The sequence below is a fragment of the Citricoccus sp. genome (genome assembly GCF_035445025.1).
Classification (GTDB): Bacteria; Actinomycetota; Actinomycetes; order Actinomycetales; family Micrococcaceae; genus Citricoccus.
The window spans coordinates 1-26,360 of record NZ_DAOMPX010000001.1 but is presented as its reverse complement, the minus strand read 5'-3'; the positions used below and the strand labels follow the sequence as shown (position 1 = coordinate 26,360).

Here is a 26,360-nt window from a genome sequence, read left to right as displayed (position 1 = left end):
CAGTCAGGGATGCGCCACGCCGGTGCGGTAGGCGGTGACCACGGCCTGCACCCGGTCCCGGGCCCCGAGCTTGGCCAGGACCCGCCCCACGTGGGTCTTCACCGTGGCCTCGGACAGGAACAGCCCGGTGGCGATCTCCTGGTTCGAGTCCCCGCGGGACATGAGCTCCAGCACCTCGCGCTCGCGCGGGGTCAGGGAGTCCACCGCGGCGGACTCCCGCTGCCGTTGCCGGTCGGCCGCGTGGTCCCGCCGCAGCGTGGGGGCCATGTGGTCGAGCAGCCGGCGGGTCGTCGAGGGGGCGATGACCGCATCCCCGCGGTGCACGGTGCGGATGGCCGCCAGCAGCTCCTCGGGCGGGGCGTCCTTGAGCAGGAACCCCGAGGCGCCGGCCTCGATCGCCTCCAGGGCGTACTCGTCCAGGTCGAAGGTCGTCAGCACCACCACGCGCGGGCCGTCCACCGCACCCACCCCGCCGGGTGCGCGGCCGCCGTCGTCCCCCTCACCGAGCAGGGCGCGGGTGGCGGCGATGCCGTCCAGCTGGGGCATGCGGACGTCCATCAGGATGACGTCCGCACCGCGGACGGAGGGCGAGGCCACGGCCTCCCGGCCCGTCGAGGCCTCGCCGACGACCTCCAGGTCCGGCTGGGAGTTGACGAGCATGCCCAGTCCGGAGCGGACCAGCTGCTGGTCGTCCACGAGGGCGACGCGGATCGGGGCGGGGTCTGGGATCACCCCTCCATCATCGGGCATCCGTCATGCCCGGGAGGACGAGTCCCCCCGGGAGCCCGCACGGACATGTCCTCCCGGTGATGACGGTCGGTCGACCGCCGTGCCTGACGGGCTCAGATCTCCTGGTACGGCACCGTGGCCTGCACGCTGAAGCCACCGCCCTGGCGCGGTGCCGCCGTCACGGAACCGCCGAACAGGCCGATCCGCTCGCGCAGTCCGGTCAGCCCCTGGCCCGAGCCGCGGGTCTGCACGGACGCGGCGGCGCCCCGGCCGTCGTCGTCCACGCTGATCTCCAGTCCCCGGGCCGTCCAGCCCAGCCGGGCCATCACCCGGGCGCTCGGACCCCCGTGGCGGACCGTGTTGGTCAGCGCCTCCTGGAGCGCGCGGTACGCCGCGAGCTCCCCGCCGGCCGGCAGCTCGCGGCGCGGGGTCCCCTCGACCGCGAAGTCCACCTCCAGCCCGGTCAGGCGGATCGTGTCGACCAGGTCGTCCACGTCCGCCAGTCCCGGTTGCGGGTGGAGCTCCACCGCCTCCGGCCCCCGGAGCACCCCCAGCAACCGGCGCATCTCGCCCAGTGCGCGGCGTCCGGTGTCCGAGATGGTCTGCAGGGTCCCGACGGCGACCGCCGGGTCCTGCGCCCCCGCGTACCGGCCGCCGTCGGCCTGGGTGATGATCACCTGGAGCGAGTGGGCGACGATGTCATGCATCTCGCGGGCGATGTGGTTGCGTTCGTCGGCGGCGGCCAGGGCCCGCTCCTGGGCGGCCTCGACCTCGAGCTGACGGGCCCGGTCCCGCAACTGCTCCATGGCCAGTCGCCGGGTCCGGGCCAGGTCCCCGAACGCCCAGGCCGCCAGCACGATCGCCGCGCAGGCGATCGCGATGGCCGCGGCGATGACGGCCAGTTCACCGGCGGGCTGTCCCTCGAAACCGGAACCGTTGTCCATGACGGCCGCCGCATCGGGGCTGTAGGGGGGAGCCGGCGCGTAGGCGACCTTGATGCCGTTGAGGACCGCCCCGGTCAGGGCCGTGCCGAGACCGGCGAAGGAGGCCCAGCGCGGCCCGTGGGCGGCGAGGTTGTGCACGGTCATCGGGACGGCGATGAGCGAGGGCAGCAGGTCCGCCCCGAGCACCAGCTGCAGCACGCAGAAGAACACCACGATCCCGGCGGACAGCACCGGCCTCCACCGCCGGATCGCCCACGGGGCCAACTGGCCCACGGCACAGAGGAAGGCGAAGAGCTGCCACGGCCAGAAGCGGTCCATGCCCCCCGAGACCGGGGCCACCGCCCCGACGGCCAGTGGGGGGATGAACAGCACCAGCAGGCACGCCACCAGCACGTCCATGAGGATCGGGTGGCTGCGGAACCAGGTGTCGAGGCGGCGCAGGGGATTCACGGTGTCCCACCCTAGGCCGGTCCGGGCGGCCGCCGCGTCATCCCCGGGTCTGGTCCTCAGGCCGGGACCCGGGTCCGGTGCCCGTGCGTCCTGGGGGCGTGAACCCCGGGTCAGGGCGTCAGGTGCCGGACGATCTCCGCGGCCGGGGCGGCACGCACGGCCGCGGCCCCGACGCCGGCCCACAGGCTCACCGACTCCGCGTCCCCGGCCGCGGTGGCCGCCTGGCGCAGCGGCCCGGTGAGGACGTTGACCTCCGGGTAGGCGGCCGGGGCGTCCGCGTGCTCGCGCATGAACCGGTTGTCCAGTCCCCGGGCCCAGCGCCCGGAATAGGCGCGGGTCAGCGCGGTCCGCGCCGAGCCGTCCGGGTGCGCGAAGCCCGTTCCGGACGCCGTCCGCTCCAGGGCGGTGCGCTGCAGCGGGGAGGTCCCCGCCTCCTGGGCGAGCAGGAACGCGGTGCCGCACTGCGCCGCCGTCGCGCCCGCGTCCAGGACCCCGCCCACGCCGGCGGCATCCATGATCCCGCCGGCCGCCCACAGCGGGACGTCCCGTGCGGTCCCGGTCCCGACGGCGGCCCGCACCTCGGCGAGCAGGGTCATCAGGGGCGTGGTGCCGGGGGTGGCGGCGGGGTCGTGCACCGAACGGTGGCCACCGGCCTCCGGGCCCTGGACGCAGAGCACGTCCGCCCCGTGGTCGAGGGCGCGGACCGCCTCGGCGGCACTGGTCACGGTCACCCCCAGCACCGATCCGGCGGCGTGCAGGCGGTCGAACACGGACGCCGCGGGCAGGCCGAAGGTGAAGGTCACCAGCGGCCAGGCACCGGCCTCGGCCGCCTCGAGCTTGGCCTCCCAGCCGTCCATCGCGTCCGGGTCGAGGACCTCCGGGCCCGGCAGCTCCACGCCCAGGCGCCGGGCCTCGGCGAGCAGGCCGGACCGGTATCGGCGCACCGACTCCGCGCGCCGGCGCCGGGCCGGAGAACCGGGTGCCCTCCGGTCCCCGGGGACCGCCGTGTTCGCCGGTTCGGGGACGAAGAGGTTGACCCCGAAGACCGCGTGCTCCGTGCCCTCCAGGGCGCCACGGGTGCTGGCCACGTCCTGCACGAGCCGATCGACCGGACGCATCCCCGCCGCGAGGAAGCCGATCCCGCCCGCGCGGGTCACGGCGGCGGCGAGCTGCCACGTGGACGGGCCGCCGGCCATGGGCGCGGCGACGACGGCCCGGTCGCCCACCAGGGAGCCGACACCGCTCATCAGAGGATCCCGAGCCGGTTGGCGTCCGGGGAGACGCAGGCCATCGGGTCCACCGAGGCGGTCAGGGACGGGTGCCGGTTCAGCAGCGGCACAGTCCACTTCTCGCCCGGGTGCATGGTCTTCTCCCGGCCCTCCACGTTGAGGTTGATCGGCCGCGCCGACCCCTCCAGCAGCTCCAGCGTGATGCAGTACTGCGTGATGCGCACGCTCAACGGCTGCTTGCGGTAGCGGATGGTGAACTGCACGCCCGAGGCCTCCAGCGGCAACAGGGGGTGCAGCCAGAGGGTGTCCGAACGGGTCTCCACCCCGGCGTAGCACCGGATCACCATGTCCACGGTGCCGGCCATCGCGCCCAGGTGGATGCCCTCCCGGGTGGTGCCGCCCTGCGTGTCGGACAGGTCCGCCTCGAGGGCCTCCGCGAACAACCGCCAGGAACTGGAGCGGTCGGTGCGGGCGGCCACCCAGCCGTGCACCAGGCGGGAGAGCGTGGAACCGTGCGAGGTGCGGGCCAGGTAGTACTCGACCGTGGCGGAGAACTCCTCCGAGGTGAAGTGGTAGCCCATCCGGTGCAGGATGTCCTGGAGCTCCTCGGAGGAGAACAGGTAGGCGAGCATGAGCACGTCCGCCTGCTTGGAGAGCTTGTACCGGTTGGTCGAGTCGCCCTCGGCCTGCAGGATCAGGTCCAGCCGGCCGATGTTGCCGTACGTGTCCCGGTAGTGGTCCCAGTCGAACTCCTCGAGGTCCTCGTAGCCGTCGAACTGGCTCATCACCCCGCCCTCCTGGAAGGGCACCCGCAGTCTCAGGCTGATCTGCTCCCACAGGTCCAGCTCGTCCTGGAACACGTCCAGCCACTCGGTCAGCGGGTCGTCCAGACCGTCCAGCCACCGCACCAGGCGCACCGTCTCGGAGAGCACCCAGGACAGCAGCACGTTCGTGTAGGCGTTGTTCCGCAGTCCCGAACCGGGGGTGCCCGGGTAGCCGTCGTGGTACTCGTCCGGGCCCATCACCCCGTGGAGCTCGTACTGCCCCCGTTCCTCGTTGTAGTGGGTCATGGAGACGAAGAAGCGGCTGATCTCCACCAGCATCTCCGCCCCGTAGTCGGAGATGAAGGTGTGGTCCCGCGTGGCCTCGATGTAGCGCAGGACCGAGTACGCCACCGCGAGGGAGACGTGGCGCTGGTTGTGCGAATTGTCCGGCATCCACATCCTGGACCGCGGGTTCCACAGCTCGGTGGGCGTCTCCTCCCGCCCGTCCGAGCCGGACTGCCAGGGGAACATGGCGCCCTGGAAACCCTCCGCGCGGGCGTTGGCCCGGGCCTCGCCCAGGCGCCGGTAGCGGTACATCAGCAGTCCGCGCGTCAGCTCGGGACGGCGCAGGGTGAGCATCGGGTAGACGAAGATCTCGTCCCAGAAGACGTGGCCCCGGTAGCCCTCGCCGTGCAGGCCCCGGGCGCCGAGCCCGGCGTCCAGGTCCCGGCGGGAGCCGAAGGAGGTCTGCAGCACGTGGAAGGTGTGCAGGTTCAGGGCCAGCTGGTGGCGCTGGTTGGCGCCCAGGAACCCGTACAGGCCGCTGAAGGCCTCGGGCATGATCTCGGGCTGCTCCTGGATCGGTTCCAGCTTCACGGCGAAGCGGTTCCAGTTGATGCCCCACATCTCCTCGTGGTAGGTCAGCAGCTGGCGGAAGGAGCCGGTCCGCTCGATCCGCTTGGCCGCGTTGTGCCACACGGTGGAGACGGCGTGGTCATGCGTGTTGGACGCGGCCACGATCTTGTCGAACATCACCGGCACGCCCTCGGCCAGTTCGATCTCGATGTCGTGGCCGGCCACCATCGGGCCGAGCTCGACAGGGGTCCGGAGGGGCTCCGCGGCGTCCGCGGGGGACTGGAAGCGGGTGCGGGCGGCCATGGCCACGTGCACGCGGGACTGGGTGGTCACGGTCTCGAGCAGCACGGTCTCGCCGTCCAGTTCGCGGGACTGCACCGGCTCCCAGTGGTGGGCGGACAGCCCGCGGTCATCGGGCACGTTCTGGTTGGCCACCCGGCCGTCGACCATCGACCGGACCGTGGCGTGGCCGGACCAGTCCTCCGCCTCCACCGTCAGTTCCAGGGCCGCCAGGTGGTGACCGGCGAAGGACTGGAACTGCCGGGTGGTCACGCGCGTGGTGCGTCCGTGCCGGTCCCGGAACCGGGAGGTGCGGGACAGCAGGCCCCGGCGCAGGTCCAGCTCCTGGCGGTACGAGATCATGTCCGGGTTGCCCGGCAGCAGCTCGTCCCCGCCGGGCAGGGTCACCCGCATGTAGGTCCAGTCCGGGCTGTTGACCATGTGCTCGGTCTCCACCGTGCGGCCCTGGACCGTGGACTCCAGCCGGTTGAAGATCCCGGCCAGGTAGGTGCCCGGGTAGTGGAGGGCGTCGGCGGTGGTGCCGGGGACGGACCCGCGGGTGCCCCAGTAGCCGTTGGCCAGGGTGCACAGCGCCTCCCGGGTGCCCTCCTCGGCCGGGTCGTAGTCGTCGTAGGCGAGCACCCAGGCCGGGTCGAACGGGCGGGTGGTGCGCTGGTCCAGCTGCAGCTCGGTGAAGTCCTCCACCACGACGTCGGCCCCGGCCTGCTTGAGGCGCCCGGGATCCTGCGCCCGGTCCACGCCGACCACCAGCCCGAAGCCACCGTCACGTGCCGCCTGGACCCCGGAGGCGGCGTCCTCGAGCACGATCGCGTCAGCGGGCTCGACCCCGAGCTCCTGGGCCGCGAGGTGGAACATGGCCGGGTCCGGCTTGCCGGGCAGTCCCAGCTCGAGCGCCGTGTTGCCGTCCACCACCACGTCGAACAGCCGCTGGACGTGTCCGGCGCTGAGCACCGGCGTCGAGTTCCGGGAGGAGGTCACCAGCGCGGTGGGCACCGCCTCGTAGCGCAGTCGCGTGAGCAGCTCGAGGGCCTCGGGGAAGACCCGGACACCGTCCCGGGCCAGCACGGCCTCGAAGAAGCCCTGCTTCTTCGCCGCGAGGGCCTGGACGGTGAGGTGCCCGTCCCGGCCGGGCGCCGCCGTCGGGCCCGCCGCCGGTGCCACGGGGACCGGCTCACCGTCCGGGCCGAGGAGCCCGGCGGCCTCCGGGACGACCAGGCCGCGCGAGGCGAAGAACGAGCGGACCCCGTCCTCGCGGGGCCTGCCGTCCACGTGGGCGAGGTAGTCGCTCGCGGCGTCGAAGGGACGCAGGCAGGCCGGGTCGGCCTGCACCGCGGCGATGTTCTGCGGCAGCGCCCCCACCGCACTGATGGAGGAGTCGAACAGGTCCTTCCACGCCTGGGCATGCACCCCGGCGGTGTCCGTGACCACGCCGTCCATGTCGAAGATCACGGCCCGGAAGTGGCGGAGCGTGTGACGTCGGGCCGGCCCGGTCAGGGTGACGGGCTTGGTCAGGGGGTGCATGCGGTCTTCCTGTTCCTCGGATGGTCCTCGGACGGTCGTGTGGACGGATGGCCCGCGGGGGAGCCTTGCGGGTCATGCTAGCGACGGGACCTTGCGGCGCGGTGGGCTGCCGGTGAAAGGGTGGCCGGAATCACCGGGGCCGGTGGGTGCGATCACCGGATCCGGGGGGCGCGGCCGGGCGGGCGGCGCGGCGGGTCAGTCCCGCCGCCGCAACTGCACGAGCACCTCGTAGTGTCCGGTCTGCGGGAACATGTCCAGCAACCGGGCCCGGACCGGGACGTGTCCGGGCATCCGCGCCAGGTCCCTCGCGAGCGTGGTCGCGTTGCAGCTGGAGTACAGCACGTGGGGGACGCCCGAGGTCTCCAGCCAGCCGGCCAGGTCCTCGCCGATGCCGCGCCGGGGCGGATTGACCACCACGGCGTCCGGCAGCCCGTCCGGCCGGTGTGCCGGGTCCGTGGCGTCCCCGACGGCGAAGCGCACCCGGTCCTGGACCCCCAGTTCCCCGGCGGTCATCCGGGCGGCGGCGACGGCGTCCGCGCTGGTCTCCAGGCCCCACACCTGCCGCGGGGCGCCTGCGGGCAGCGGGCCGTCGCCGTGCCGGACCTCGGCGAGCTGGAAGCCGAAACCGCCCACGCCGCAGTACAGGTCCCACACGCTGGCGGCGTCCGTGGTGTCCAGCCAGGCGGAGGCCTCGGCGTAGAGGCGGGCGGCCACGGCCGTGTTGGTCTGGAAGAAGCCCTGTGGGCGCAGGTGCAGCGGGACGCCGTTCAGGCGCATGGTCAGGGTCTGGTCCCCGGCCAGGTGGATCTCCTCCTCGCCCTCGAGCAGCGCCTGGTGCTGCGGGAGGATGTTGGCGGTGACCACCTCGGCGTGCGGCAGGGCCCTGAGCAGTGCGGGGATGGCGCGGCGCAGGGCCGGGAGCTGGTCCGTGGAGCGCAGCACGAAGCGGATCATCAGCCCGCCGTCCGGGGAGAGGGTGGTGATGACGTGCTTGAGCTCGCCGCTGCGGGACCCCACGTCGTAGGGGGTGAGCCCGGCGGCGGTGATGACGGCGGCCAGGTGCGGGAAGGTGGCGCCGAGGGCGGGTTCGTAGAGTCCGCAGTCGCGCAGGTCCACCCCCCGGCCGTCGTGGTGCCTCGGGTGCTGGCGGGGGTCCAGGATGCCCAGCCGTGGGCGGGCGGCGGTGCCCGTGACGACCATCTTGGCCTTGTTGCGGAAACCCGACTCGGCCGAGGCGACCGGGTCCAGCCAGAGGTCCGTGCCGTCCGGGGCCTCGGTCCCGGCCACCGGGTCCAGCAGGGCCCGCACCCCGGCCTGCTTGTCCGCCAGTTGCCGGGGGTAGGGAACGCCCATCAGCGGGCAGGACCGGCACTCGCCGGCGTCGAAGTGGGGGCATTGCATGGTGCCCCCAAGGGTACCGGGGTGGGAGGCCTCAGTACTCGGTGCGCGGGCGCAGGTCGGGACGGTCCAGGCGGTCCGCGATCTGCACCAGGGCGTCCTCCGCGGCGGAGGCCAGCACGGAGTCCGGGTCCATGAGCAGTCCGTTCAGGGCCCGGGCGGCACTCTCCCGGCCCACCGCCCCGAGGGCCTGGGCGGCGGCGCTGCGCACGCGCGGGTCCGGGTCGGCGAGCAGCCGCTCGAGCGGGCCGGCGGCCTCGGTGATGCCCTGCGCGGCGGCCACCCGGCAGCTCGCCTCACGGACCTGCCGGTCGTCGCTGTCCAGTCCCGCCAGCACGGCGGCGGGCCGGGCCGGGGCGCGCGCGGGCAGGTCCCGTGCACCCGGCAGGTTCACGTCCCAGTCTCGGGTGTCCATCAGTCCTCCTCCAGGAGATGGTTGGGCAGCCGGTTGCCCGGGGCCCGGCCGCGGATGGCCAGCAGGTCACGGGCGTGCTGCCACAGGCGACGGTCCTCCTCGGTGACGGGCACCCAGGGGGTCACGGGCACGGAGGTGCCCTCGTCGTCACGGGCCACCATCACGGTGATGCAATTGGTGGTCAGGTGCAGTTCGGTGCCCTTGGGATCCCCGGAGCGGACCTCCACGGCGATGTGCATGCCCTTGTTGCCCGTGTAGATCAGGCGTGCCTCCACCTCCACGAGGTCCCCGATGTGCAGGGGCTGCAGGAAGCGGATGCCCCCGGAGAACACCGCCACGGTGTCCCGCCCGCAGTACCGGGAGGAACATAGGTAGGCGGCCTGGTCGATCCACTCCATGACGATCCCGCCGTGGACCTTGCCACCCCAGTTGACGTCCGTGGGCACGGCCAGGAAGCGCAGGACCACCTTCTCGGCCGTCCCGGCGTCCGTGTACGTCTGCTTCTTCAGCTCGGCGCCGATCTCGTCCCGGACCGGGATGCGGGAGACGGCGTAGTCCCGGGCGAGCTGCTGTTCCAGCGTGCGGGGCACGAACTCCGGGACCGGGGTGGAGTGTCCGGCACCGTCCACCGCCACGAAGATCACGAGGCAGCGGGCGCGTTCCTCGAGGTGCCCGGTCTTCGGGTCCCCGGAGCGGACCATGGTGTTGATGTGCATCGAGCTGCGGCCGGTGTAGAGCACGGTGGCGGTGATCTCGACCATCTCGCCGACCTGCACCGGATCGTGGAAATGGATGTTCCCCACGTAGGCCGTCACGCAGTAGGAACCGGACCACGCGGTGGCCGCGGCGAACGCGGCCTTGTCGATCCACTCCAGGACCCGTCCGGCGTCCACCGTCCCGGCGTGGCCCCGGTCCGTGGGGGCGGCCAGGAAGCGCAGGGTCATCTCGTGCCGGCGCTCGCCGACGGGTGCGGCCGGATGCGGGGCGGTCTCCATGACCTCCATTCTGCCGTGGAGCGCCGTGTCCGGCCGAACGTGAATGCCCGCCGGCCCGCCCCGCACACCTGCCTCCGGTTCCGCTGGGTGAGAATGGCGGCAACGTGGCGTATGTCACGGGTGCTAGTTTCGTGTCATGCCCCGAAGTTCCGTCGCCCTCCAGTTCCGTGCCGAGGCCTATGACCACCCGGACGGCTCGGTCGACGCCGGAACCGTGATGACCTGGATCGACAAGACGGCCTACGCCGCGGCCGCCAGCTGGTCCGGTGGTGACGTGGTGGGCTCCTACGTGGGGAACATGCACTTCGCCAACCCGGTGCCCGTGGAGACCCGCGTGATCGTCGAGGCCCGCGTGGTGTACACGGGCCGGACCTCGGTGCACGTGCAGACCCGTGTGGTCCTGCCGGACACCCGGGACCAGCACGGCAAGGCCGTGGTGTGCACCGAGTGCGTCATGGTCTACGTGGCCGTGGACGACGCCGGTGGGCCGGTGCCCGTCCGTCCGTGGGAACCGAGCACCCCGGAGGAGCTGGAGCGCGCGCGGCTGGCCAGGGTCCGCGGCACCATCCGCCGTGAGGTGGAGGAGGCCATGGTCTCCGCCCCGCCCCCGGAGGGGGAGCTGACCGCCGAGACCGTGGTGTTGCGCTTCGTGGCCAACACCCGGGAGGTCTACCCCGGGGAGAAGGTCCAGGCCGGTGCCGTGATGCGCTGGATCGACGAGGCCGCCAACGTCTGCGCCTCCCGCTGGTCCGGACTGCCGGTCGTGGCGGTCTTCGCCGGCGGCGTCCGCTTCTACCAGCCGGTGCGGGTGGGGGACCTGGTGGAGATCGAGGCCCGCCTGGTCCACACCTCGGCACGCTCCATGCACGTCTCCATCCGCGCCCGGGCCGGGGACCGCCGCGAGCGCGAGCCCAAGCTGATCGCCCACGGGCTCACCGTGATGGTCTCGACCGGGACCAACGGCAAGGCCGTGCCGGTCAAGCAGTGGCGCGCGGTGACCGAACAGGACCAGTCCCTGGAGCGCAGGGCGCTGGAACTGGTCGGCCTGCGCAACAAGGCCTCCCACGAGTGGGCCGGGGGCTGACGCCCCGGGGCCTGTCCCGTCCCGCGGCGCGTTGCCTACACTGCACTGACCATGGACACCCAGCCGACACCTGACCAGCCGTGGGACCGGACCGTCCTGTGCACCACCTGCGGGGTGGAACACGACCCGGACGCCCTGCCCGGGACGTGCGCGATCTGCGCCGACGACCGCCAGTGGGTCCCGGCCGACGGCCAGCGCTGGACGACCGTGGGCGCCCTGCGCGCCGGCGGTGCCCGCGTGCAGCCGGCCCCGCTGGAGCCGGGACTCTGGGCGCTGCCGGTGCGCGGCGGGGCCGGGATCGGTCAGCATGCCAAGCTGCTGACGACGCCGGCCGGGAACCTCCTGGTGGACGTCCCCGCCCACATCGACCGGGCGGCCGTGGACGCGGTGGCCGGCCTCGGCGGGCTGGCCGGGATCATCGCCTCCCACCCGCACATGTACGGGGTCCAGTCGGACTGGTCCGAGGCGTTCGACGGCGTGCCGGTCTACGTCTCCGCGCCCGACGCCGCGTGGCTGGCCCGGCGGCCGGGGAACCTCGAGCTGTGGTCCGGGACGATCGAGCCCCTGCCCGGGGTCACGGCCTCCCAGCCCGGTGGCCACTTCCCGGGCAGCGTGGTGGTGCACTACACCGCTGAGGACGGGCGGGGGGTGCTGCTGGCCGGGGACACCGTGGGCGTGGCGCGGGACCGGGCCTGGACCACGTTCATGCGGTCCTTCCCGAACTACCTGCCCCTGTCCGGGCGGGTGGCGCTGCGGATCGCCGACCACCTGGACCGGTACGACTACGACCGGCTCTACGACAACTTCACCGGCTGCATCACCGCGGAGGCCCGCGCCGTGGTGCACCGCTCCGCGCGGCGCCACGCGGACTGGGCAGAGGGACGCTGCGACCACCTGACCTGATCCCCTCCCCGCCCGGGGCCGCGGCGCGCACCCCGCGCCCCTGCGGCCGGGTGATTCCGATCCTGCGGGATCCCTCCCGGCGGGCCCGCGCCGGCCCCGGTGGCGAACCGGGTAGGGCATGATGGACCACGGACCATTCCGGTCCCCGACCTCCCGCCACCCCGGCACGGCCCTGGCGCGCGGTCACGGGGTCCCGTCACGGTCCCCGCCACCCTCGTCCGTCGAAGCGGATCCTTCGCGGACCCCTCTATGACCCGGGAGTGAACCGTGCTCTGGAAACTCGTCCGGCACTACGGCAGGCCCTACTGGCGCTCCGTCGTAGCGGTCCTGGTGCTGCAACTGGCCGCCACCCTGGCCACGCTGTACCTGCCGAGCCTGAACGCCGACATCATCGACGACGGCATCGCCCGGGGCGATACCGGCTACATCTGGCGGACCGGGGCGGTGATGCTCGGCGTCGCCATCGTCCAGGTGGCCACGGCGATCGCCGCCGTCTGGTTCGGCGCCCGCGTGGCGATGGCCCTCGGCCGGGACGTCCGCAAGGCCGTGTACTCCCAGGTGGACGGGTTCTCCGCCGAGGAGGTCGGACGCTTCGGTGCGCCCACCCTCATCACCCGCGGCACGAACGACGTCCAGCAGGTGCAGATGGTCGTGCTCATGGCGCTGAACTTCATGGTCATGGTCCCGATCATGTCCATCGGCGGCATCATCATGGCGATCCAGGAGGATCCCGGCCTGTCCTGGCTCGTGTGGGTCTCGGTTCCCCTCCTGCTGGTCATCGTCGGCCTGCTCGTGCGCACCCTCATGCCGTTGTTCGAGCGGATGCAGGACAACATCGACGGCGTGAACGGCGTGATGCGCGAACAGATCATGGGCATCCGCGTGGTCCGCGCCTTCGTCCGGGAACGCCACGAGGCCCAGCGGTTCACGGACGCCAACGCCGCGCTGACGGACACCTCGGTCCGGATCGGCCGGCTGTTCGTCCTGATGGGCCCGGTCATCACCATGGTCCTGCACCTGGCCACCGCCGCCGTGCTCTGGTTCGGCGGCCTGCGCGTGGACCAGGGACTCGTGGAGGTCGGCGCCCTGACCGCGTTCATGCAGTACCTCCTGCAGATCCTCATGGCCGTCATGATGGGCACCTTCATGTTCATGATGCTCCCGCGGGCCGTCGTCTGTGCCCGGCGGATCGGTGAGGTGCTGTCCACCTCCGGCTCGCTCCGGGAACCGGTCGCCCCCAGGGTGCCCGAGCGCCAGGAGGGCCGGGTGGAACTGCGCGATGTCCGCTTCGCCTACCCGGGTGCGGAGTCGCCCGTGCTGGACGGCATCTCCTTCATCGCAGAGCCGGGCCGCACGACCGCGATCATCGGCTCCACCGGCTCGGGCAAGTCGACGCTGGTGAACCTCATCCCCCGGCTCTACGACGCCACCGGCGGAGAGGTCCTCATCGACGGGGTGCCGGTGACCGAGCAGGCCAGGGCCTCGCTCACAGCGGCCGTGGGGCTGGTCCCCCAGAAGCCGTTCCTGTTCTCCGGGTCCGTGGCGGACAACCTCCGGTTCGGCAACCCAGACGCCACGGACGCCGAGCTGTGGGCGGCCCTGGACACGGCCCAGGCCACGGAATTCGTCCGGGACCGCACGACGGGGGAGGGGGAGGCGGCCCGCACCGGACTGGACTCCGCCATCTCCCAGGGCGGCACCAACGTCTCCGGGGGCCAGCGCCAGCGCCTGTGCATCGCCCGGGCGCTCGTGGCCCGGCCCCGGGTCTACGTGTTCGACGACTCGTTCTCGGCGCTCGACGTCACGACCGACGCCCGGCTGCGCCAGGCCCTGACCGGGTACACCCGGGGGGCCACCACGATCATCGTGGCCCAGCGCGTCTCCACCATCACCGACGCCGACCAGATCCTGGTCCTGGACGAGGGCCGGATCGTCGGCCGCGGCACCCATGAGGAACTGCTCGCGACGTCGGAGACCTACCGGGAGATCGTGGACTCCCAGATCAGTGCGGAGGAAGTGGCATGAGCGCGGACCGAGCGAACCGGAAGAGGGGCCGGAGGGCCCTGCGCGCGACGGACCGCCGGGGGCAGGGTGCCGACGACGCCGGCGCGATCACGGACGAGGAGATCGCCGAGCTGCAGGACAGCGTGGGACCCGACGAGTGGGGCGGCACCTCGGCTCCCCGCAGGGCCAAGGCGTTCTGGCCCTCGGCCAAGCGCCTGTTCGCCACCTTCGGGCCCGAGCGGACCGGCATGACGCTGGTCGTGGTGCTGGTCGTCGTGGCCGTGGTCTTCAACGTCTGGGCCCCCGCCATCCTCGGCGACGCGATGAACGTGATCTTCGGTGGCCTGGTCTCAGCCCAGATGCCGGCCGGCATGACCGCCGAACAGGTCATCGACGGGCTGCGCGCCACTGGCCAGGCCCAGGCGGCGGACATGCTGTCCGGGATGGACTTCGTGCCCGGCCAGGGCATCGACTTCGCGGAACTGGCCCGGCTCATCCTCATCGTGCTCGGCATGTACGTGGTGGCCCAGCTGTTCATGTGGCTGCAGGGGCGGGTCCTGAATGACATCGTCATGCGCGTGGTCTACCGGTTGCGCCAGGACATCGAGGCCAAGGTCAACCGCCTGCCGCTGAGCTACTTCGACACCCGGCAGCGCGGTGACCTGCTGTCCCGGACGACCAATGACGTGGACAATGTCCAGCAGGCCATGCAGCAGGCGTTCGCCACCCTGGTCTACTCGGCGCTGACGATCATCGGCATCGTCATCATGATGTTCTGGCTGTCCTGGCAGCTGGCGCTCATCGCGTTGGTCGCGCTCCCGTTGTCCGGCGTGGTGGTGGGAATCATCGGGTCGAAGTCGCAGAAGCTGTTCACCGCGCAGTGGAAGAACACCGGCCGGCTCAACGGCCACATCGAGGAGTCCTTCACGGGGCACGAGCTGGTGACGGCGTTCGGCCGCCAGCAGGACATGGGCGCCCGCTTCGACGAGCGCAACGAGGAGCTCTACGAGGCCTCGTTCCGGGCGCAGTTCTACTCCGGGATGATCATGCCGATCATGCAGTGGGTGAACTACCTCGGCTACGTGGGCATCGCCGTGGTGGGCGGTCTGCGGGTGGCCACGGGCCAGATGACCCTCGGCGCCGTCACGGCGTTCATCCAGTACTCGCGGGAGTTCAACCAGCCGCTGGGCCAGGTGGCGGGCATGTCCAACATGCTCATCTCCGGCGTGGCCTCCGCCGAGCGGATCTTCGAGCTGCTCGACGCCGAGGAACAGGACCCGGACCTGGCCGACCAGGAACGCGCGGGCACCCTGGACCCGGCCGGGCGCCGGCCGGCGGACCTGGCCCGGCCGGTGCTCGGGCGGATCGAGTTCGACCACGTGTCCTTCTCCTACACCCCGGAGAAGCCGCTCATCACGGACCTGTCCCTGACCGCCGAGCCCGGCCACACCATCGCCATCGTCGGGCCCACCGGTGCCGGGAAGACCACGCTGGTGAACCTCATCATGCGGTTCTACGAGATCGACGCCGGCGCGATCCGCCTCGACGGCGTGGACATCCGCTCCCTGCAGCGGAGCGTGCTGCGCGGCCAGGTGGGCATGGTGCTGCAGGACGCCGTCCTGTTCGGCGGGACCATCCGGGAGAACATCCGGTACGGGCGGCTGGACGCCACGGACGAGGAGGTCGTGGCCGCGGCGCGGGCCACGTTCGTGGACCGCTTCGTGCACACCCTGCCGGACGGCTACGACACGGTCATCGAGGACGAGGGCGCCAACGTCTCCGCCGGGGAGCGCCAGCTCATCACGATCGCCCGCGCCTTCCTGGCCGATCCCGCCCTGCTGATCCTGGACGAGGCCACCTCGTCCGTGGACACCCGGACCGAGGTGCTGGTCCAGGAGGCCATGGCGGCGCTGCGGACCGACCGGACCTCGTTCGTCATCGCCCACCGGCTGTCCACCATCCGCGACGCGGACGTGATCCTGGTGATGGAGCACGGGGACATCGTGGAGCAGGGCTCCCACGATCAGCTGCTCGCCGCCGGGGGCGCCTACCACCGGCTGTACATGTCCCAGTTCACCGCGGGCGTGGACCTCGATGCCGAGACGGAGGCGCTCTCGCCGGGCACCGGCGCCCTCCCGGTCAGCGGCGAGGGGACGGTCCCGGCCGGCACCGGGCCGGTTCCCGTGGTGACCGGTCCGGTTCCCGTGGTGACCGGGCCGGTTCCCGTGGTGACCGGTCCCGTACCCGTGGTGACGGACCCCGAGCCGGACGAGTCCGGGATCCGCGACCGGTGAGGGCACCGGACGGGGAAGCGGCCTCGGCGCACCGGGCCCCGGACGCCCCGGGCGCCCCGGGCGCGGACTCGGCCCGTCCCGGGACCACCGTCCGGTTGGGCGTGCTGATCCGGGCGGACGTGTCCGCTCCGGCGCAGGAGGGAACCCTGGCCGCGGAACTCGAGGACGGGCTGGCAGCCGCCTACCCGGGGTTGTCGTGGCAGGTCCAGGTGGAGCGGGGACACCTCGGGGATTCCGAGGACGAGGACTCGCTGGACCTTCTCGAGTCCACGCGGGACCGCATGCTCGACCGGGACTGGGACCTGGCGGTCGGCGTGTGCCAGGAGCCGTTGCGGCAGGGCCGGCACTCGCTGACCGCGCAGGTCTCCCCCGCGCACTCAGCCGGGGTCGTGTCCCTGGACCTGGCGGGGGTGGGTGTCGCGGACGCCGTGCGTGACGTCGTCGCACGGATCCTCGGCCTGGACCCGGACGAGGGTGGTCCCTCGCCGCAGCAGCTGCGGTCCGCCGTGGACGCGGCGCGCCAGCTGGCCACGGACGTCGAGGACCGCGGCGCCGAGAACGGTGGACTGTTCGCCTGGCGGGTGGGGTCCTCGAACGCCCGGCTGCTCCTCGGCACCATCCGGGCCAACCGGCCGTGGCTGCTCGCCGCGAGCCTGTCCCGCTCGCTGTCCGCGGCCCTGGCGACCGGCGCGCTGACCCTCATCACCACCGACCTGTGGCTGCTCTCGGCGGAGTACGACGGGCTGCAGATGGCGCTCGTGGGCGCCGTGGCCGTCCTGTCCGTGACGGTGTCCCTCGTGGTGGGCGCGAACCTGTGGGAGAGGCCGCGGCGCCGCGCCGAACGTGAGCAGGTCGCCGTGTTCAACATCGCCACGGTCTCCTCCGTGCTGATCGGGGTGGTGGTGCTGCACGTGGGTCTGTTCGCGGCGGCCCTGGCCGGCGCCTTGCTGCTGGTGGACCCCGACGTGTTCGCGGAGGTCACGGGAGACCCCGCGCACTTCCCCCAGTACCTCAAGCTCGCCTGGTTCGTGGGCGGGCTGGCCACGATCGGCTCGGCGCTCGGGGCCGGGCTCGAGGAGGACGACGACGTCCGTGCCGCGATCTTCACCCGCGGCAGCGCCTGACCTCCCGGGGCCCGCCGATAGCATGGCCTCATGACCCAGGACCCGCGGCAGGCACCGCAGTACCAGCACTCCGCCCCGCCGCCGGGCCCGCAGTCCGCCGCGCAGGACATCCCGCCCGGGTGGCCGAAGCGGGGACAACGGTACGGTCACCCCGGATCCGGCCCCCGCACCGCCGGGATGCCGGGTGCTCCGTCCGCCCCCGGTGCCCTCTCCGTCCCGGGTGCCCCGTCCGGTGTCCAGCCGGCCCACGGCGGACCGGGCGGCATCCCCCCGGGCTGGCCGGGACGGGCACAGCGCGAGCGGATCGTGCTGGACCCGGGACCCTTCACGTGGATGGACCTGGCCACGGTCCTGGCGTACGTGCTGATCTTCATCCTGGGCGGCGCGGCGGTCGTGGCCCTGGTCCCGGGGTTCATGGACCGGTTCACGGACGCGGACGGCACCGTCAACACGGCCTCGTTCACCTTCGCCGTGAACCTCATCTCCTACGCAGTGCTCTCCGCGCTGGTGCTCATCGCCTGCTGGCGGCCGTTCGTGCGGTCCTTCCAGACCTTCCGGGACCGGGGCTGGCTGAAGGCGGGCCTCATCCCGGGCGTCTGGCTCGCGTGCATCATGGTCAACGCCCTCGTGGTGTTCGCGGCCGGCGAGCCGATCAAGAGCGCCAACCAGCTGGCCATCGAGGAGATGACCACCCAGGTCGACTTCCTGCCCATGCTCCTGGTGACCGTGCTGATGGCACCCCTCGTGGAGGAGTACATCTTCCGGCACCTGATGATCGGCAAGCTCTCCCGGTACATCAACGTCTGGGTCTGCGTGGCGATCTCCATGGTGCTGTTCGCGATGATCCACTTCATCAGCACGGGCTTCCAGTTCAACCCCGTGGAGGTCGTCCCCTACCTGACCCTGGCGGCGGCCATCTGCGTGACCTACGTCCTCACGGGCAGGTCACTGGCGTTCGTGGTGATCCTGCACGTGTTCAACAACCTCGTCTCGATCGTGGTGGCCTACACGCTGCTGCCGCTCGTCAGCTGAGCGACCATGACCACCGCCGAGGGCCCATGACCACCCGGGACACCGAGCGCCCCGGACTCCGGGCGGCCCCGCGCGACCCCCGTCCGGTCTCGCGGCAGATCCTCGCCCTGGCCGTCCCTGCCTTCGGGGCCCTGCTGGCCGAGCCGCTGTTCCTGCTCGCCGACACCGCGATCATCGGCCACCTCGGCGTGGCGCAACTGGCCGGCGTGGGGGTGGGGACCACCATCCTGCACACCGTGACCGGGCTGATGATCTTCCTGGCCTACTCGACCACCCCGGCGGTGTCCCGCTTCATGGGCGCGGGCAACCGGCGCGCGGCCATGGACCGCGGGCGCGACGGCGTCTGGCTGGCCCTGCTGCTCGGCCTCGCCCTGGCGGTGGCCGGCTGGGTCACCGCCGCGCCGCTGGCCGGGCTGGTCGGCGCGGACGGGGCGGTCCAGGAGCACGCGGTGGCCTACCTGCAGTGGTCCATGCCGGGTATCCCGGCCATGCTCGGCGTGCTCGCCGCCACCGGCATCCTGCGCGGACTGCTGGACACCCGGACGCCCCTGATCGTGGCCGGGGTGGGCTTCGGCCTCAACATCGGGCTGAACTTCCTCATGGTCTACGGCCTCGGACTGGGCGTGGCGGGGTCCGCGGCGGGCACCTCGATCGTGCAGTGGGGGATGTTCGCCGTCTACCTGGCCGTGCTGCTGCCCAGGTTCCGTGCCGCCGGGACCGGCCTGGCGCCGTCGTGGGCGGGTATGCGGGCGACCGCGCAGGTGGGCTCCTGGCTGCTGTTGCGCACCGCGAGCCTGCGGGTGGCCATCCTGGCCACCGTCATGGCCGCCACGGGACTGGGCGTGGCCACGCTGGCCGCGCACCAGCTCGTGTTCACCGTCTACTCCACCCTGGCCTTCGCCCTCGACGCCCTGGCGATCGCCGCCCAGGCGCTCATCGGACGGGAGCTGGGCGCCGGCCGCAGGGACGAGGCGCGCGCCCTGACCGGCACCATGGTCCGGTGGAGCCTGTGGTTCGGGCTGGTCACCGGCCTGCTGCTGGCGGTGCTGGCCTGGGTGCTGCCGCCGTTGTTCACGCCGGATCCGGCGGTGCGGGCCGCGGCCACCGCGGGCCTGCTGGTGCTCGCGGCGTCGCAGCCGGTCAGCGGGTTCGTGTTCGTCCTGGACGGCGTGCTCATCGGGGCCGGCGACGCCCGCTACCTGGCCCTGGTCGGCGTCGTGAACCTGGTGGTGTACCTGCCCGCGCTCGCCGGACTGGCGTGGCTCGCCTCGGGTGCGGCGCAGGGTGGCCAGGCCCCCGGTGCCGGCGTCCAGCTCGCGCTGCTGTGGGCCGGTTTCGCGGGGGTCTTCATGGGAGCCCGCGCCGTGACGCTCGGGCTGCGGGCGCGTTCCGACGCGTGGATGCGCACCGGCGAGCAGTGAGGGCGGACCGGCCACGGCCGGCCCGTTCCGGCACCCGGCCTAGAATGGACGGGTGCCTGCCGCAAAAGCCCCCGTCGAGACCGCCGCGATCATGTGGAAGCCGATCCTCGTGCGCGCCCTCATCGCCGCGATCTTCGGCCTGACCACCATCTTCCTGCAGGAGCCGGGTCTGGGCGTGCTGAAGTATGGCCTGGCCGCGTACTTCGTGTTCTCCGGCTCGGGGCTGTGGGAGTACCTGCGCCGCGAGCCCGTGCCCGCGGGCATGCGCGGTCCGCTGTCCATCGCCGCGGCCGTGTTCATGGTCGGCGCGATCGCCCTGCTCTTCGCCGGCACGGCGTTCGTCGCCGGCCTGATCGCCGCGGTCGCGCTCATCGGGTCCGGCCTCGCCGAGGTGGTGGCCTGGGCGCGGTACCGCAGGGAGTTCGTGCCCGCGCGCGACCAGCTCTACACGGGCGGCGTCGGCATCCTGTCCGGCATCGGCCTGCTGATCTTCCTGCACCTGGACCCGCACGGGATGCTCGGCATCGTCGGCGGCGGGGCCATCGTCATCGCCGTGCTCCTGGCCATCTCCGGCTTCGGCTTCCGGCACGACGCCGGCCCGGCCGCCCGCGAGGCCGCCGAGCCCCGGGCCCCGCGCAGGTAGGGGCCGGTTTCCCGGTCCTGGGTCGAGAGGTTTCTCTACACCCCGTAGAATGGACGGGTGCGCCGCGGCCCCGCACGGCCGCCGTACCGGAACCCGTAGACCAGGAGAACAGTTCGTGAGCACGCCCAGCACCGGCCCGCAGTCCCGGGACCCCCGTCAGTCCGGGGCCCGGAAGGACGAGGGCAAGCCCGGGTTCCTGGCCTCGATCAAGGGACCGCTCGTCTTCTCCTTCGCCCTGGCCGTCATCGGCGGCGCGGTCGCCATGTTCACCGCCTCCGGGGGCTCGGACAACCCGGTGCGCGTGGACATCGGGTTGATCGCCTTCGGCGTCTTCTTCATCGTGTCCCTCGTGGTGGTGGCCATGCTGCAGCTGGCCGCCAAGGACAACCCGGAGCACCTGTCCCAGGGTTCCGGGGTGCACCGATCCTCGGAGGAACTGCACCAGCAGGCCGTGGCCCGGCGCAAGGCCGAGGCGCGCCGCAGGCGCGAGGAGGCGGCCGGTCGCGCCGCCTCCGACGAGGGCCCCGGGGCCGGTTAGGCCCTCCGCGCCTGCGCGCCGCGGCCGACGCCGGCCGGCGTCGACGCCGCGGACATCACCCGGCGGTGTGCCCGCGGCGTCCCCGCACTACTTCTTGTGCTTCTTGGACTTCTTCTTGCCCTTGTCCTTCTTCGCCTTCTTGCCGGGCTTCGTCCCCTCCCCGTCCGGGGCCCTGTCGCGGACCGCGTCCTGCTGCACGGCCCGGTCCGAGGACACCGCACCGGTCTCCTCGCCCCCCGTCTCGGCCGCCCGGCGCGCCCGGTAGGCACGGACATGGGCCCGGTTGGCGCAGTTGGCCTCATCGCAGAACTGCTTGGAGCGATTGCGGGTCAGGTCCACGAAGGCGTTGTCGCACGCCTCCCCGGAACAGGTCCGCAGCCGGGTGAGCTCCCCGGCCAGCGCCACGTCGGTCAGTGCCAGTGCGAAGGCGGTGGACAGCTCCTTCTCCGCGGGATCGCCCTCGCGTCCGGCGTCCAGGACCGCCGGGGTCCGGGCCGGGGAACCCGCCGCCGGCCCGCCCGCCGCGTGCGGCGCCGTGGCCGCGGTGCCCGGCCTCTCGCCGTCGGGCCCCCCGGGCAGGATCAGCTGCACGGGGCCGGCGGCGGAGAGCAGGTGGTTGATGCCCGCCAGGGCGGCCCCGGCGTCCTCGGCGGCGGCATCGTGCCAGATGCCGGCGATGGCGGCCCGCAATTTGCGCACCGAGCGCAGGGTGGCGCTGGAGGAGGGCTCGGCGCCGGCGGGGCGGGCCTCGCCGGCGTGGGGGGACACGTCGGCGAGGATGTCGGCCAGGTGCTGTTCGTCGAGTCGTTCGGGAAGGGTCTGGCCGCCGTGGTCACCGGCGGCGGTATTGGCAAGGGCTGCGGCCTGAGTGAGACGGCGCGTGGTGTTGGGGGAGAACATTTCAGCACTGTACTTTCGGTTGATCCTGTAGGACAGAATTCGTCCCCGCCGGTGGCCGGCGGGGTGCGGAGGGTGCCCGCCCGGGGCCGTCCGGAGGGGCTGTTGGGGCGGGTCGGGGCCGGGTCCGGGAGATCATCAGCCCACTGACGACATATCCCGCCACAGGTGACGGGCGGTACGGTGCGCTGGGGTATCTTTGCTCGGAGTCCACCCCGGCCCGCCCGTGGGAACACCCGGGTCGCGGTGCGGCAGTGCCGCCGCCGCACACAGTCCAAGGAGCCTTGATGAGCACTGAGCAGAACACGTCCGAGACCAAGTCCGCCGGCCACGTCATCGTGGACACGCTGGAGGCCCACGGCGTGAAGCGCGTCTATTCGGTGCCCGGGGAGAGTTACCTGGACGTGCTGGACGGCCTGCACAACTCCTCCATCGAGAACGTGATCTGCCGCCACGAGGGCGGGGCCGCCTACATGGCCGAGGCCGACGGCAAGATGAACCCGGTCCCGGGCATCGCCATGGTCACCCGCGGCCCCGGTGCCGCGAACGCCCACGTGGGCCTGCACACCGCCTGGCAGGACTCCACCGCGATGGTGCTGTTCGTGGGCCTGATCCCCTTCGAGCACCGCGGCAAGGAGGCGTTCCAGGAGTTCGACCCGCAGATGTGGTTCGAGTCCGGCGCCAAGCGCGTGATGACCCTCGACCACGCCAGCCGCGCCTCCGAGATCGTCGCCGAGGCCATGTTCGCCGCCAGCTCCGGCCGTCCCGGCCCGGTCATCGTCGGCCTGCACGAGGACGTCATCAAGGAGCAGGTCGACGCCACGCTGCACCCCTGCATCCCGGTGGCCCCCGGCGGCATGACCGTCGAGGACTGGAAGTCGCTCCACGACGCACTGCAGGAGGCGGACAAGCCGCTGTTCATCACCGGCGGCAACGACTGGACCACCGAGGGCGCGGAGATGCTCACCACGTGGCTGGAGGAGCACCACATCCCGGCCGCCGCCGAGTGGCGCACCGAGGGCACCGTGCCCTTCAACTCGCCGTCCTACGTGGGCCCGATCGGCTACGGCCGCCCGAAGCCCACCTATGACCTGCTCGAGGAGACCGACCTCATCGTCTTCGTCGGCACCGTCCCGGGCGACGTCGTCACCGACGGCTTCACCATCCGCCAGCACTGGGACAAGAAGAACTTCCTGGTCACCATCGACCCGTCCCTGCGCGGCCGCTCAGGCCCCGTCTCCCACCAGATCGTGGCCAAGCCGGACGTGTTCGTGCGCGACCTGGTCCGCATGGACCTCAAGGTGAAGGACTCCTGGAAGGAGTGGACCGCCCGGATGCGCTGCGAGCAGGAGGCGTTCGCCGCCCTGCCGCCGGCCGAGCCCTCCGAGGGCCAGGCCCGCATGGACACCCTCATGGCCAACCTGGTGCAGTCCCTGCCCGAGGACGCCATGATCACCCTGGGCGCCGGTGAGCACACCAACTGGGCGCACCGCTACTTCCCGACCAACTCCTACGCGGCCATGATCTCGGCCCGCAACGGCTCGATGGGCTACTCGGTGCCGTCCGCCGTGGCGGCGTCCCTGAACTACCCGGGCCGCCGAGTGGTCACCATCGCCGGGGACGGCGAGTTCCTGATGAACGGCCAGGAGATGGCCACCGCAGCCCAGTACGGTGCCACCCCGCTGATCATCGTCATGGACAACCAGGAGTACGGCACGATCCGCACCCACCAGGAGCGGGACTACCCGGGCCGCGTCTCCGGCACCCAGCTGAAGAACCCCGATTTCGCCAAGGCCGCGGAGGCCTTCGGCGGCTTCGGCGTGCGGGTGGAGCAGGACTCCGAGGTGCCCGGCGCCCTGGAGGCCGCTCTCAAGGCCATCGACGACGAGGGCCGGTTCGCCCTCATCCACCTGATCGTCGAGCAGCGCGTCAAGGCGTACTGAACCCGAACGGTTCAGTCCTGGGCCGGAACGGTTCAGCGCACGGCAGGCGGAGCGGTACGGTGATCCCATCCGCTCCGCCTGTCGTCCACCGAGGTCCGTCCCCATGAAGCCACTGTCCGTCGTCGTCCACGTCAACGCCCCCGCCGCCGCCGTCTGGGAGGTGCTGACCGACCTCGAGGGCACCGCGCAGGTGCTCGGCGGGGTACGCGGGGTGGAACGGCTCTCCGGGGACACCGGTTACCAGGTCGGCACCCGCTGGCGGGAGTCCCGGGTGATGTTCGGTCAGGAGGCCACCGAGGACATGACCGTCACGGCCGTCGAGCCCGGACGCCGGACCGAGCTGCGGGCCGAGTCCCACGGCATGCGCTACCGCACCGAGTTCGAACTGCGGCCGGTCACCGGAGGCGCCGATGCCTCTCCGAGGACCCAGCTCGTGATGCGCTTCCAGGGCGAGCACGCGCACGGCGGCCGTGCGCGGAAGCTGCTGGGCGCCCTCACGGCGCCCCTGGGGGTGGCCGTCTCCCGGACGGCGATGGGCCAGGACCTGGCGGACATCGCCGCCGCGGCCGAGCGCCGCGCCCGGGCCCGGACCGCCTGAGCGGCCCCGTCCCGGTCGTCCCGGGTCAGGCCCGGGATACCGGTGCGGGGACGCGGTGGGTCGCGGCCGTCCCGCCGGTCCTCCGGTGGTGGCCCCGTGCGCACCCGCGGGCTACTGATCGTGACGCGGGTCACGTTTAAGGATACGGTGAGGGGATCCCCTACCCCCAGGAGACCGCGATGACGTCCGCGTCCCCGGAGGCTCCGAGTGGAGCCGGCCATCCCTCCGTGCTCGACGCCCGCCCCCAGGTGCCCGGTGAGCAGGTCTCGCGCGTCGGGATGACCCGGGCCGCGCTGGAGCTGGTGCAGGCCCTCCAGCGGGTCCACGGGCCGTTGATGTTCCACCAGTCCGGCGGGTGTTGCGACGGCTCCTCGCCGATGTGCTTCCCGGACGGTGACTTCCGCACCGGTGACGCCGACATCCTGCTGGGCACCTTCGACCTGCCCGACGGCACCGAACTGCCCTTCTGGATGAGCCGCGAGCAGTTCGAGTACTGGAAGCACACCCACCTGACCCTGGACGTGGTCGACGGCCGGGGGTCCGGGTTCTCGGTGGAGGCCCCCGAGGGCAAGCGCTTCCTCATCCGCTCGCGACTGATGGATCCTCGGTGATCCCCAGGCTCGCGGCGCCCTCCTACCAGCGGCACGTGGAGCGGGCGCACCACGAGCTCGCGGCCCTGGCCGCCGGTGCCACGGCGGTGGGCGCCGGGTCCGCGCCCGGGCTCCCCGCCCTGCCGCTGCCGGACGGCGGACCGCTGCGGGAGGACGTGGTCCAGTCCTGGAGGCGGTCCCTGGCCGTCCGGGCCCGGATCGACGCCTCGGCGGCGCCCGCGGTGCTCGCCGACGACGACCTGCGCCACGCCCGCAGCGAGCACCCCCTGGCGGGGGTCCTGGCCGTCGTGCGCCGCCTGCTGGTGCAGCCGGCGACGGACGCCGGACTGATCGTGGCCCTGGGCAACGCCGCGGGCCAGCTGCTCTGGGTGGAGGGTGACCCGGCCGCGGCCCGGCGCGCCGAGGTGATGGGCTTCGTGCCGGGAGCGGACTGGTCCGAGACGTCCGTGGGCACCTCCGCCCCCGGGGCCGCCCTGGCCACCGGGCGTCCCATGCAGGTCAGCCGCGCCGAGCACTTCCACCCGGTGGTCCACCCCTGGAGCTGCTCGGCGGTGCCGTTGCGGGACCCCTCGGACGGGTCGATCCTCGGCGTGCTGGACCTGACCGGCGGGGACGAGGCCGTCTCCCCGCTGGCCCTGCCGCTGCTGGCCGCCGCGGCCTCAGCGGTCGAACTGACGTGGCAGCGGACGGGAGCCGGCCGGGCGGCCGGATCCACCGTCGTCGTGCCCGGCCGTGCGGCGCGCGAAGCGGGCCCGACGGCGCGAACCGCCGCGTCCGGCGGGACTGCCTCCACCGGCGGCGTGGACCCCGGTCCGGGTGCTCCCGCGCACGGGGACGCGGGCCGGGACCTGCTGCTGCGGGTCACCGGGGTGCTGCCGGCCCGGTTGGGGCGGGACGGCGCCGCCCTGCGTGAGGTGTCCGGCCGGCACGCGGAGATCCTCACCCTGCTGGACTGGCACGCCCCCGGGCTGGACGGGGCCGCGCTCGAGGACATGCTCTACGGCCGGCGCGGCCAGGACGTGACCCTGCGGGCCGAGCTGCACCGGTTGCGCCGGATGCTGGCCGGATGCGCGGAGGGCGGCACGGGCCCGTCCACCCCGGGCCCGGCCCCCGGGACCGGTCCGGCCGGGGATGCACCGGACGCCGGTCGCATCGGGCTCGACTCGCGCCCGTACCGCATCAGCGGGCCGTTGCGCACGGACGCCGGCCTGGCCCGGGACGCGCTGCGCCGCGGCGACCTGGACGCGGCCCTGCGCTGCGCCGTCGGGATGGTGCTGCCGCGCTCCGAGGCCCCCGGCATCGTGGAGATCCGGCGGGAACTGCACGCGGACCTGCGCGAGGCCGTGCTGCAGGACGCCGGCCTCGAGCAGTTGTGGGCGTACCTGGGGCGTCCGGAGGCCGCCGGGGACCTGGACCTGTGGTCGACGGCGTTGCGCATGCTGCCGGCCGACTCACCGCGCCGTGCGCTCGCCGTGAGCACGATCGAGCGGATCACCGCAGGCGGCTGACCGGCCGGGGGGCGCGCCCCCGCGGATGCAACGTGGATGCAACCTCACTGTGAGTACCGTCACAGTCAGCGCAGGGTAGCGCCCGTTCCATCCCCGAGGAGTCGACATGACCGTCTACGCAGATCCCGAGACCACCGTCTACGCGAACCCCGGCACCGAG

General features: G+C 72.7%; 21 protein-coding genes. 13 read left to right on the top strand and 8 right to left on the bottom strand.

Going from position 1 to position 26,360, the window contains the following annotated elements; all coding sequences use genetic code 11:
• Window positions 1-3: 3 nt before the first annotated feature.
• The 7 genes from PLJ28_RS00105 to PLJ28_RS00075 all read right to left on the bottom strand — a co-directional run bounded on the left by PLJ28_RS00105 (window position 4) and on the right by PLJ28_RS00075 (window position 9,600).
• Window positions 4-750 (bottom strand): LuxR C-terminal-related transcriptional regulator, encoded by a 747-nt coding sequence (locus PLJ28_RS00105; protein ID WP_183529669.1) that lies wholly within the window; start codon window positions 748-750, stop codon window positions 4-6.
• A gap of 92 nt (window positions 751-842) precedes the next feature.
• Window positions 843-2,123 (bottom strand): sensor histidine kinase, encoded by a 1,281-nt coding sequence (locus tag PLJ28_RS00100; RefSeq protein ID WP_298043536.1) that lies wholly within the window; start codon window positions 2,121-2,123, stop codon window positions 843-845.
• A gap of 110 nt (window positions 2,124-2,233) precedes the next feature.
• On the bottom strand, window positions 2,234-3,370 hold the full coding sequence (locus tag PLJ28_RS00095; RefSeq protein WP_298043538.1) for an NAD(P)H-dependent flavin oxidoreductase: 1,137 nt from the start codon (window positions 3,368-3,370) through the stop codon (window positions 2,234-2,236).
• Complete coding sequence (locus PLJ28_RS00090) at window positions 3,370-6,792, bottom strand: HAD-IA family hydrolase (RefSeq protein WP_183529665.1); 3,423 nt, start codon at window positions 6,790-6,792, stop codon at window positions 3,370-3,372. The genes PLJ28_RS00095 and PLJ28_RS00090 overlap by 1 nt, the downstream gene beginning before the upstream one ends.
• 195 nt (window positions 6,793-6,987) lie before the next feature.
• Entirely contained in the window at window positions 6,988-8,193 is a 1,206-nt protein-coding gene (locus tag PLJ28_RS00085; RefSeq protein ID WP_298043541.1) for a methyltransferase domain-containing protein, read from the bottom strand.
• Window positions 8,194-8,224: 31 nt separating this feature from the next.
• On the bottom strand, window positions 8,225-8,605 hold the full coding sequence (locus PLJ28_RS00080) for a HEAT repeat domain-containing protein (RefSeq protein ID WP_183529661.1): 381 nt from the start codon (window positions 8,603-8,605) through the stop codon (window positions 8,225-8,227).
• Window positions 8,605-9,600 (bottom strand): acyl-CoA thioesterase, encoded by a 996-nt coding sequence (locus PLJ28_RS00075; RefSeq protein ID WP_183529660.1) that lies wholly within the window; start codon window positions 9,598-9,600, stop codon window positions 8,605-8,607. The genes PLJ28_RS00080 and PLJ28_RS00075 overlap by 1 nt, the downstream gene beginning before the upstream one ends.
• A 136-nt stretch (window positions 9,601-9,736) precedes the next feature.
• On the opposite strand from PLJ28_RS00075, the gene PLJ28_RS00070 reads away from it, so the two are divergent.
• The 9 genes from PLJ28_RS00070 to PLJ28_RS00030 all read left to right on the top strand — a co-directional run bounded on the left by PLJ28_RS00070 (window position 9,737) and on the right by PLJ28_RS00030 (window position 20,643).
• Complete coding sequence (locus tag PLJ28_RS00070; RefSeq protein WP_183529659.1) at window positions 9,737-10,684, top strand: acyl-CoA thioesterase; 948 nt, start codon at window positions 9,737-9,739, stop codon at window positions 10,682-10,684.
• Between the two features lie 51 nt (window positions 10,685-10,735).
• Window positions 10,736-11,587: an MBL fold metallo-hydrolase gene (locus PLJ28_RS00065; protein ID WP_324589793.1), complete on the top strand. Its 852-nt coding sequence runs from the start codon at window positions 10,736-10,738 to the stop codon at window positions 11,585-11,587.
• 267 nt (window positions 11,588-11,854) lie between these two features.
• On the top strand, window positions 11,855-13,612 hold the full coding sequence (locus PLJ28_RS00060; protein WP_298043547.1) for an ABC transporter ATP-binding protein: 1,758 nt from the start codon (window positions 11,855-11,857) through the stop codon (window positions 13,610-13,612).
• Complete coding sequence (locus PLJ28_RS00055; protein ID WP_298043549.1) at window positions 13,609-15,885, top strand: ABC transporter ATP-binding protein; 2,277 nt, start codon at window positions 13,609-13,611, stop codon at window positions 15,883-15,885. Before PLJ28_RS00060 ends, PLJ28_RS00055 begins: the two co-directional genes overlap by 4 nt.
• Window positions 15,882-17,009 (top strand): hypothetical protein, encoded by a 1,128-nt coding sequence (locus tag PLJ28_RS00050; RefSeq protein ID WP_298043551.1) that lies wholly within the window; start codon window positions 15,882-15,884, stop codon window positions 17,007-17,009. The genes PLJ28_RS00055 and PLJ28_RS00050 overlap by 4 nt, the downstream gene beginning before the upstream one ends.
• Window positions 17,010-17,039: 30 nt before the next feature.
• Window positions 17,040-18,041: a CPBP family intramembrane glutamic endopeptidase gene (locus PLJ28_RS00045; protein WP_298043553.1), complete on the top strand. Its 1,002-nt coding sequence runs from the start codon at window positions 17,040-17,042 to the stop codon at window positions 18,039-18,041.
• 26 nt (window positions 18,042-18,067) lie between these two features.
• Window positions 18,068-19,462 (top strand): MATE family efflux transporter, encoded by a 1,395-nt coding sequence (locus tag PLJ28_RS00040; protein ID WP_298043555.1) that lies wholly within the window; start codon window positions 18,068-18,070, stop codon window positions 19,460-19,462.
• A gap of 52 nt (window positions 19,463-19,514) precedes the next feature.
• Window positions 19,515-20,105 (top strand): hypothetical protein, encoded by a 591-nt coding sequence (locus tag PLJ28_RS00035; RefSeq protein WP_298043557.1) that lies wholly within the window; start codon window positions 19,515-19,517, stop codon window positions 20,103-20,105.
• A gap of 115 nt (window positions 20,106-20,220) precedes the next feature.
• The gene (locus PLJ28_RS00030) at window positions 20,221-20,643 is read left to right on the top strand and encodes a hypothetical protein (RefSeq protein ID WP_183529645.1); all 423 of its coding nucleotides are present in this window, start codon (window positions 20,221-20,223) and stop codon (window positions 20,641-20,643) included.
• Between the two features lie 87 nt (window positions 20,644-20,730).
• On the opposite strand, the gene PLJ28_RS00025 is transcribed toward PLJ28_RS00030, so the two are convergent.
• Window positions 20,731-21,543 (bottom strand): CGNR zinc finger domain-containing protein, encoded by an 813-nt coding sequence (locus PLJ28_RS00025; RefSeq protein ID WP_298043561.1) that lies wholly within the window; start codon window positions 21,541-21,543, stop codon window positions 20,731-20,733.
• A 284-nt stretch (window positions 21,544-21,827) separates the two neighbouring features.
• On the opposite strand from PLJ28_RS00025, the gene PLJ28_RS00020 reads away from it, so the two are divergent.
• The 4 genes from PLJ28_RS00020 (at window position 21,828) to PLJ28_RS00005 (ending at window position 26,200) form a co-directional block, all read left to right on the top strand.
• Complete coding sequence (locus PLJ28_RS00020) at window positions 21,828-23,483, top strand: thiamine pyrophosphate-dependent enzyme (RefSeq protein ID WP_183529641.1); 1,656 nt, start codon at window positions 21,828-21,830, stop codon at window positions 23,481-23,483.
• Between the two features lie 103 nt (window positions 23,484-23,586).
• Window positions 23,587-24,081, top strand: a complete 495-nt coding sequence (locus PLJ28_RS00015) for an SRPBCC family protein (RefSeq protein WP_298043564.1) — start codon at window positions 23,587-23,589, stop codon at window positions 24,079-24,081.
• A gap of 179 nt (window positions 24,082-24,260) precedes the next feature.
• On the top strand, window positions 24,261-24,692 hold the full coding sequence (locus PLJ28_RS00010; protein WP_183529637.1) for a DUF779 domain-containing protein: 432 nt from the start codon (window positions 24,261-24,263) through the stop codon (window positions 24,690-24,692).
• On the top strand, window positions 24,689-26,200 hold the full coding sequence (locus PLJ28_RS00005; RefSeq protein ID WP_183529635.1) for a GAF domain-containing protein: 1,512 nt from the start codon (window positions 24,689-24,691) through the stop codon (window positions 26,198-26,200). The genes PLJ28_RS00010 and PLJ28_RS00005 overlap by 4 nt, the downstream gene beginning before the upstream one ends.
• Window positions 26,201-26,360 lie beyond the last annotated feature (160 nt).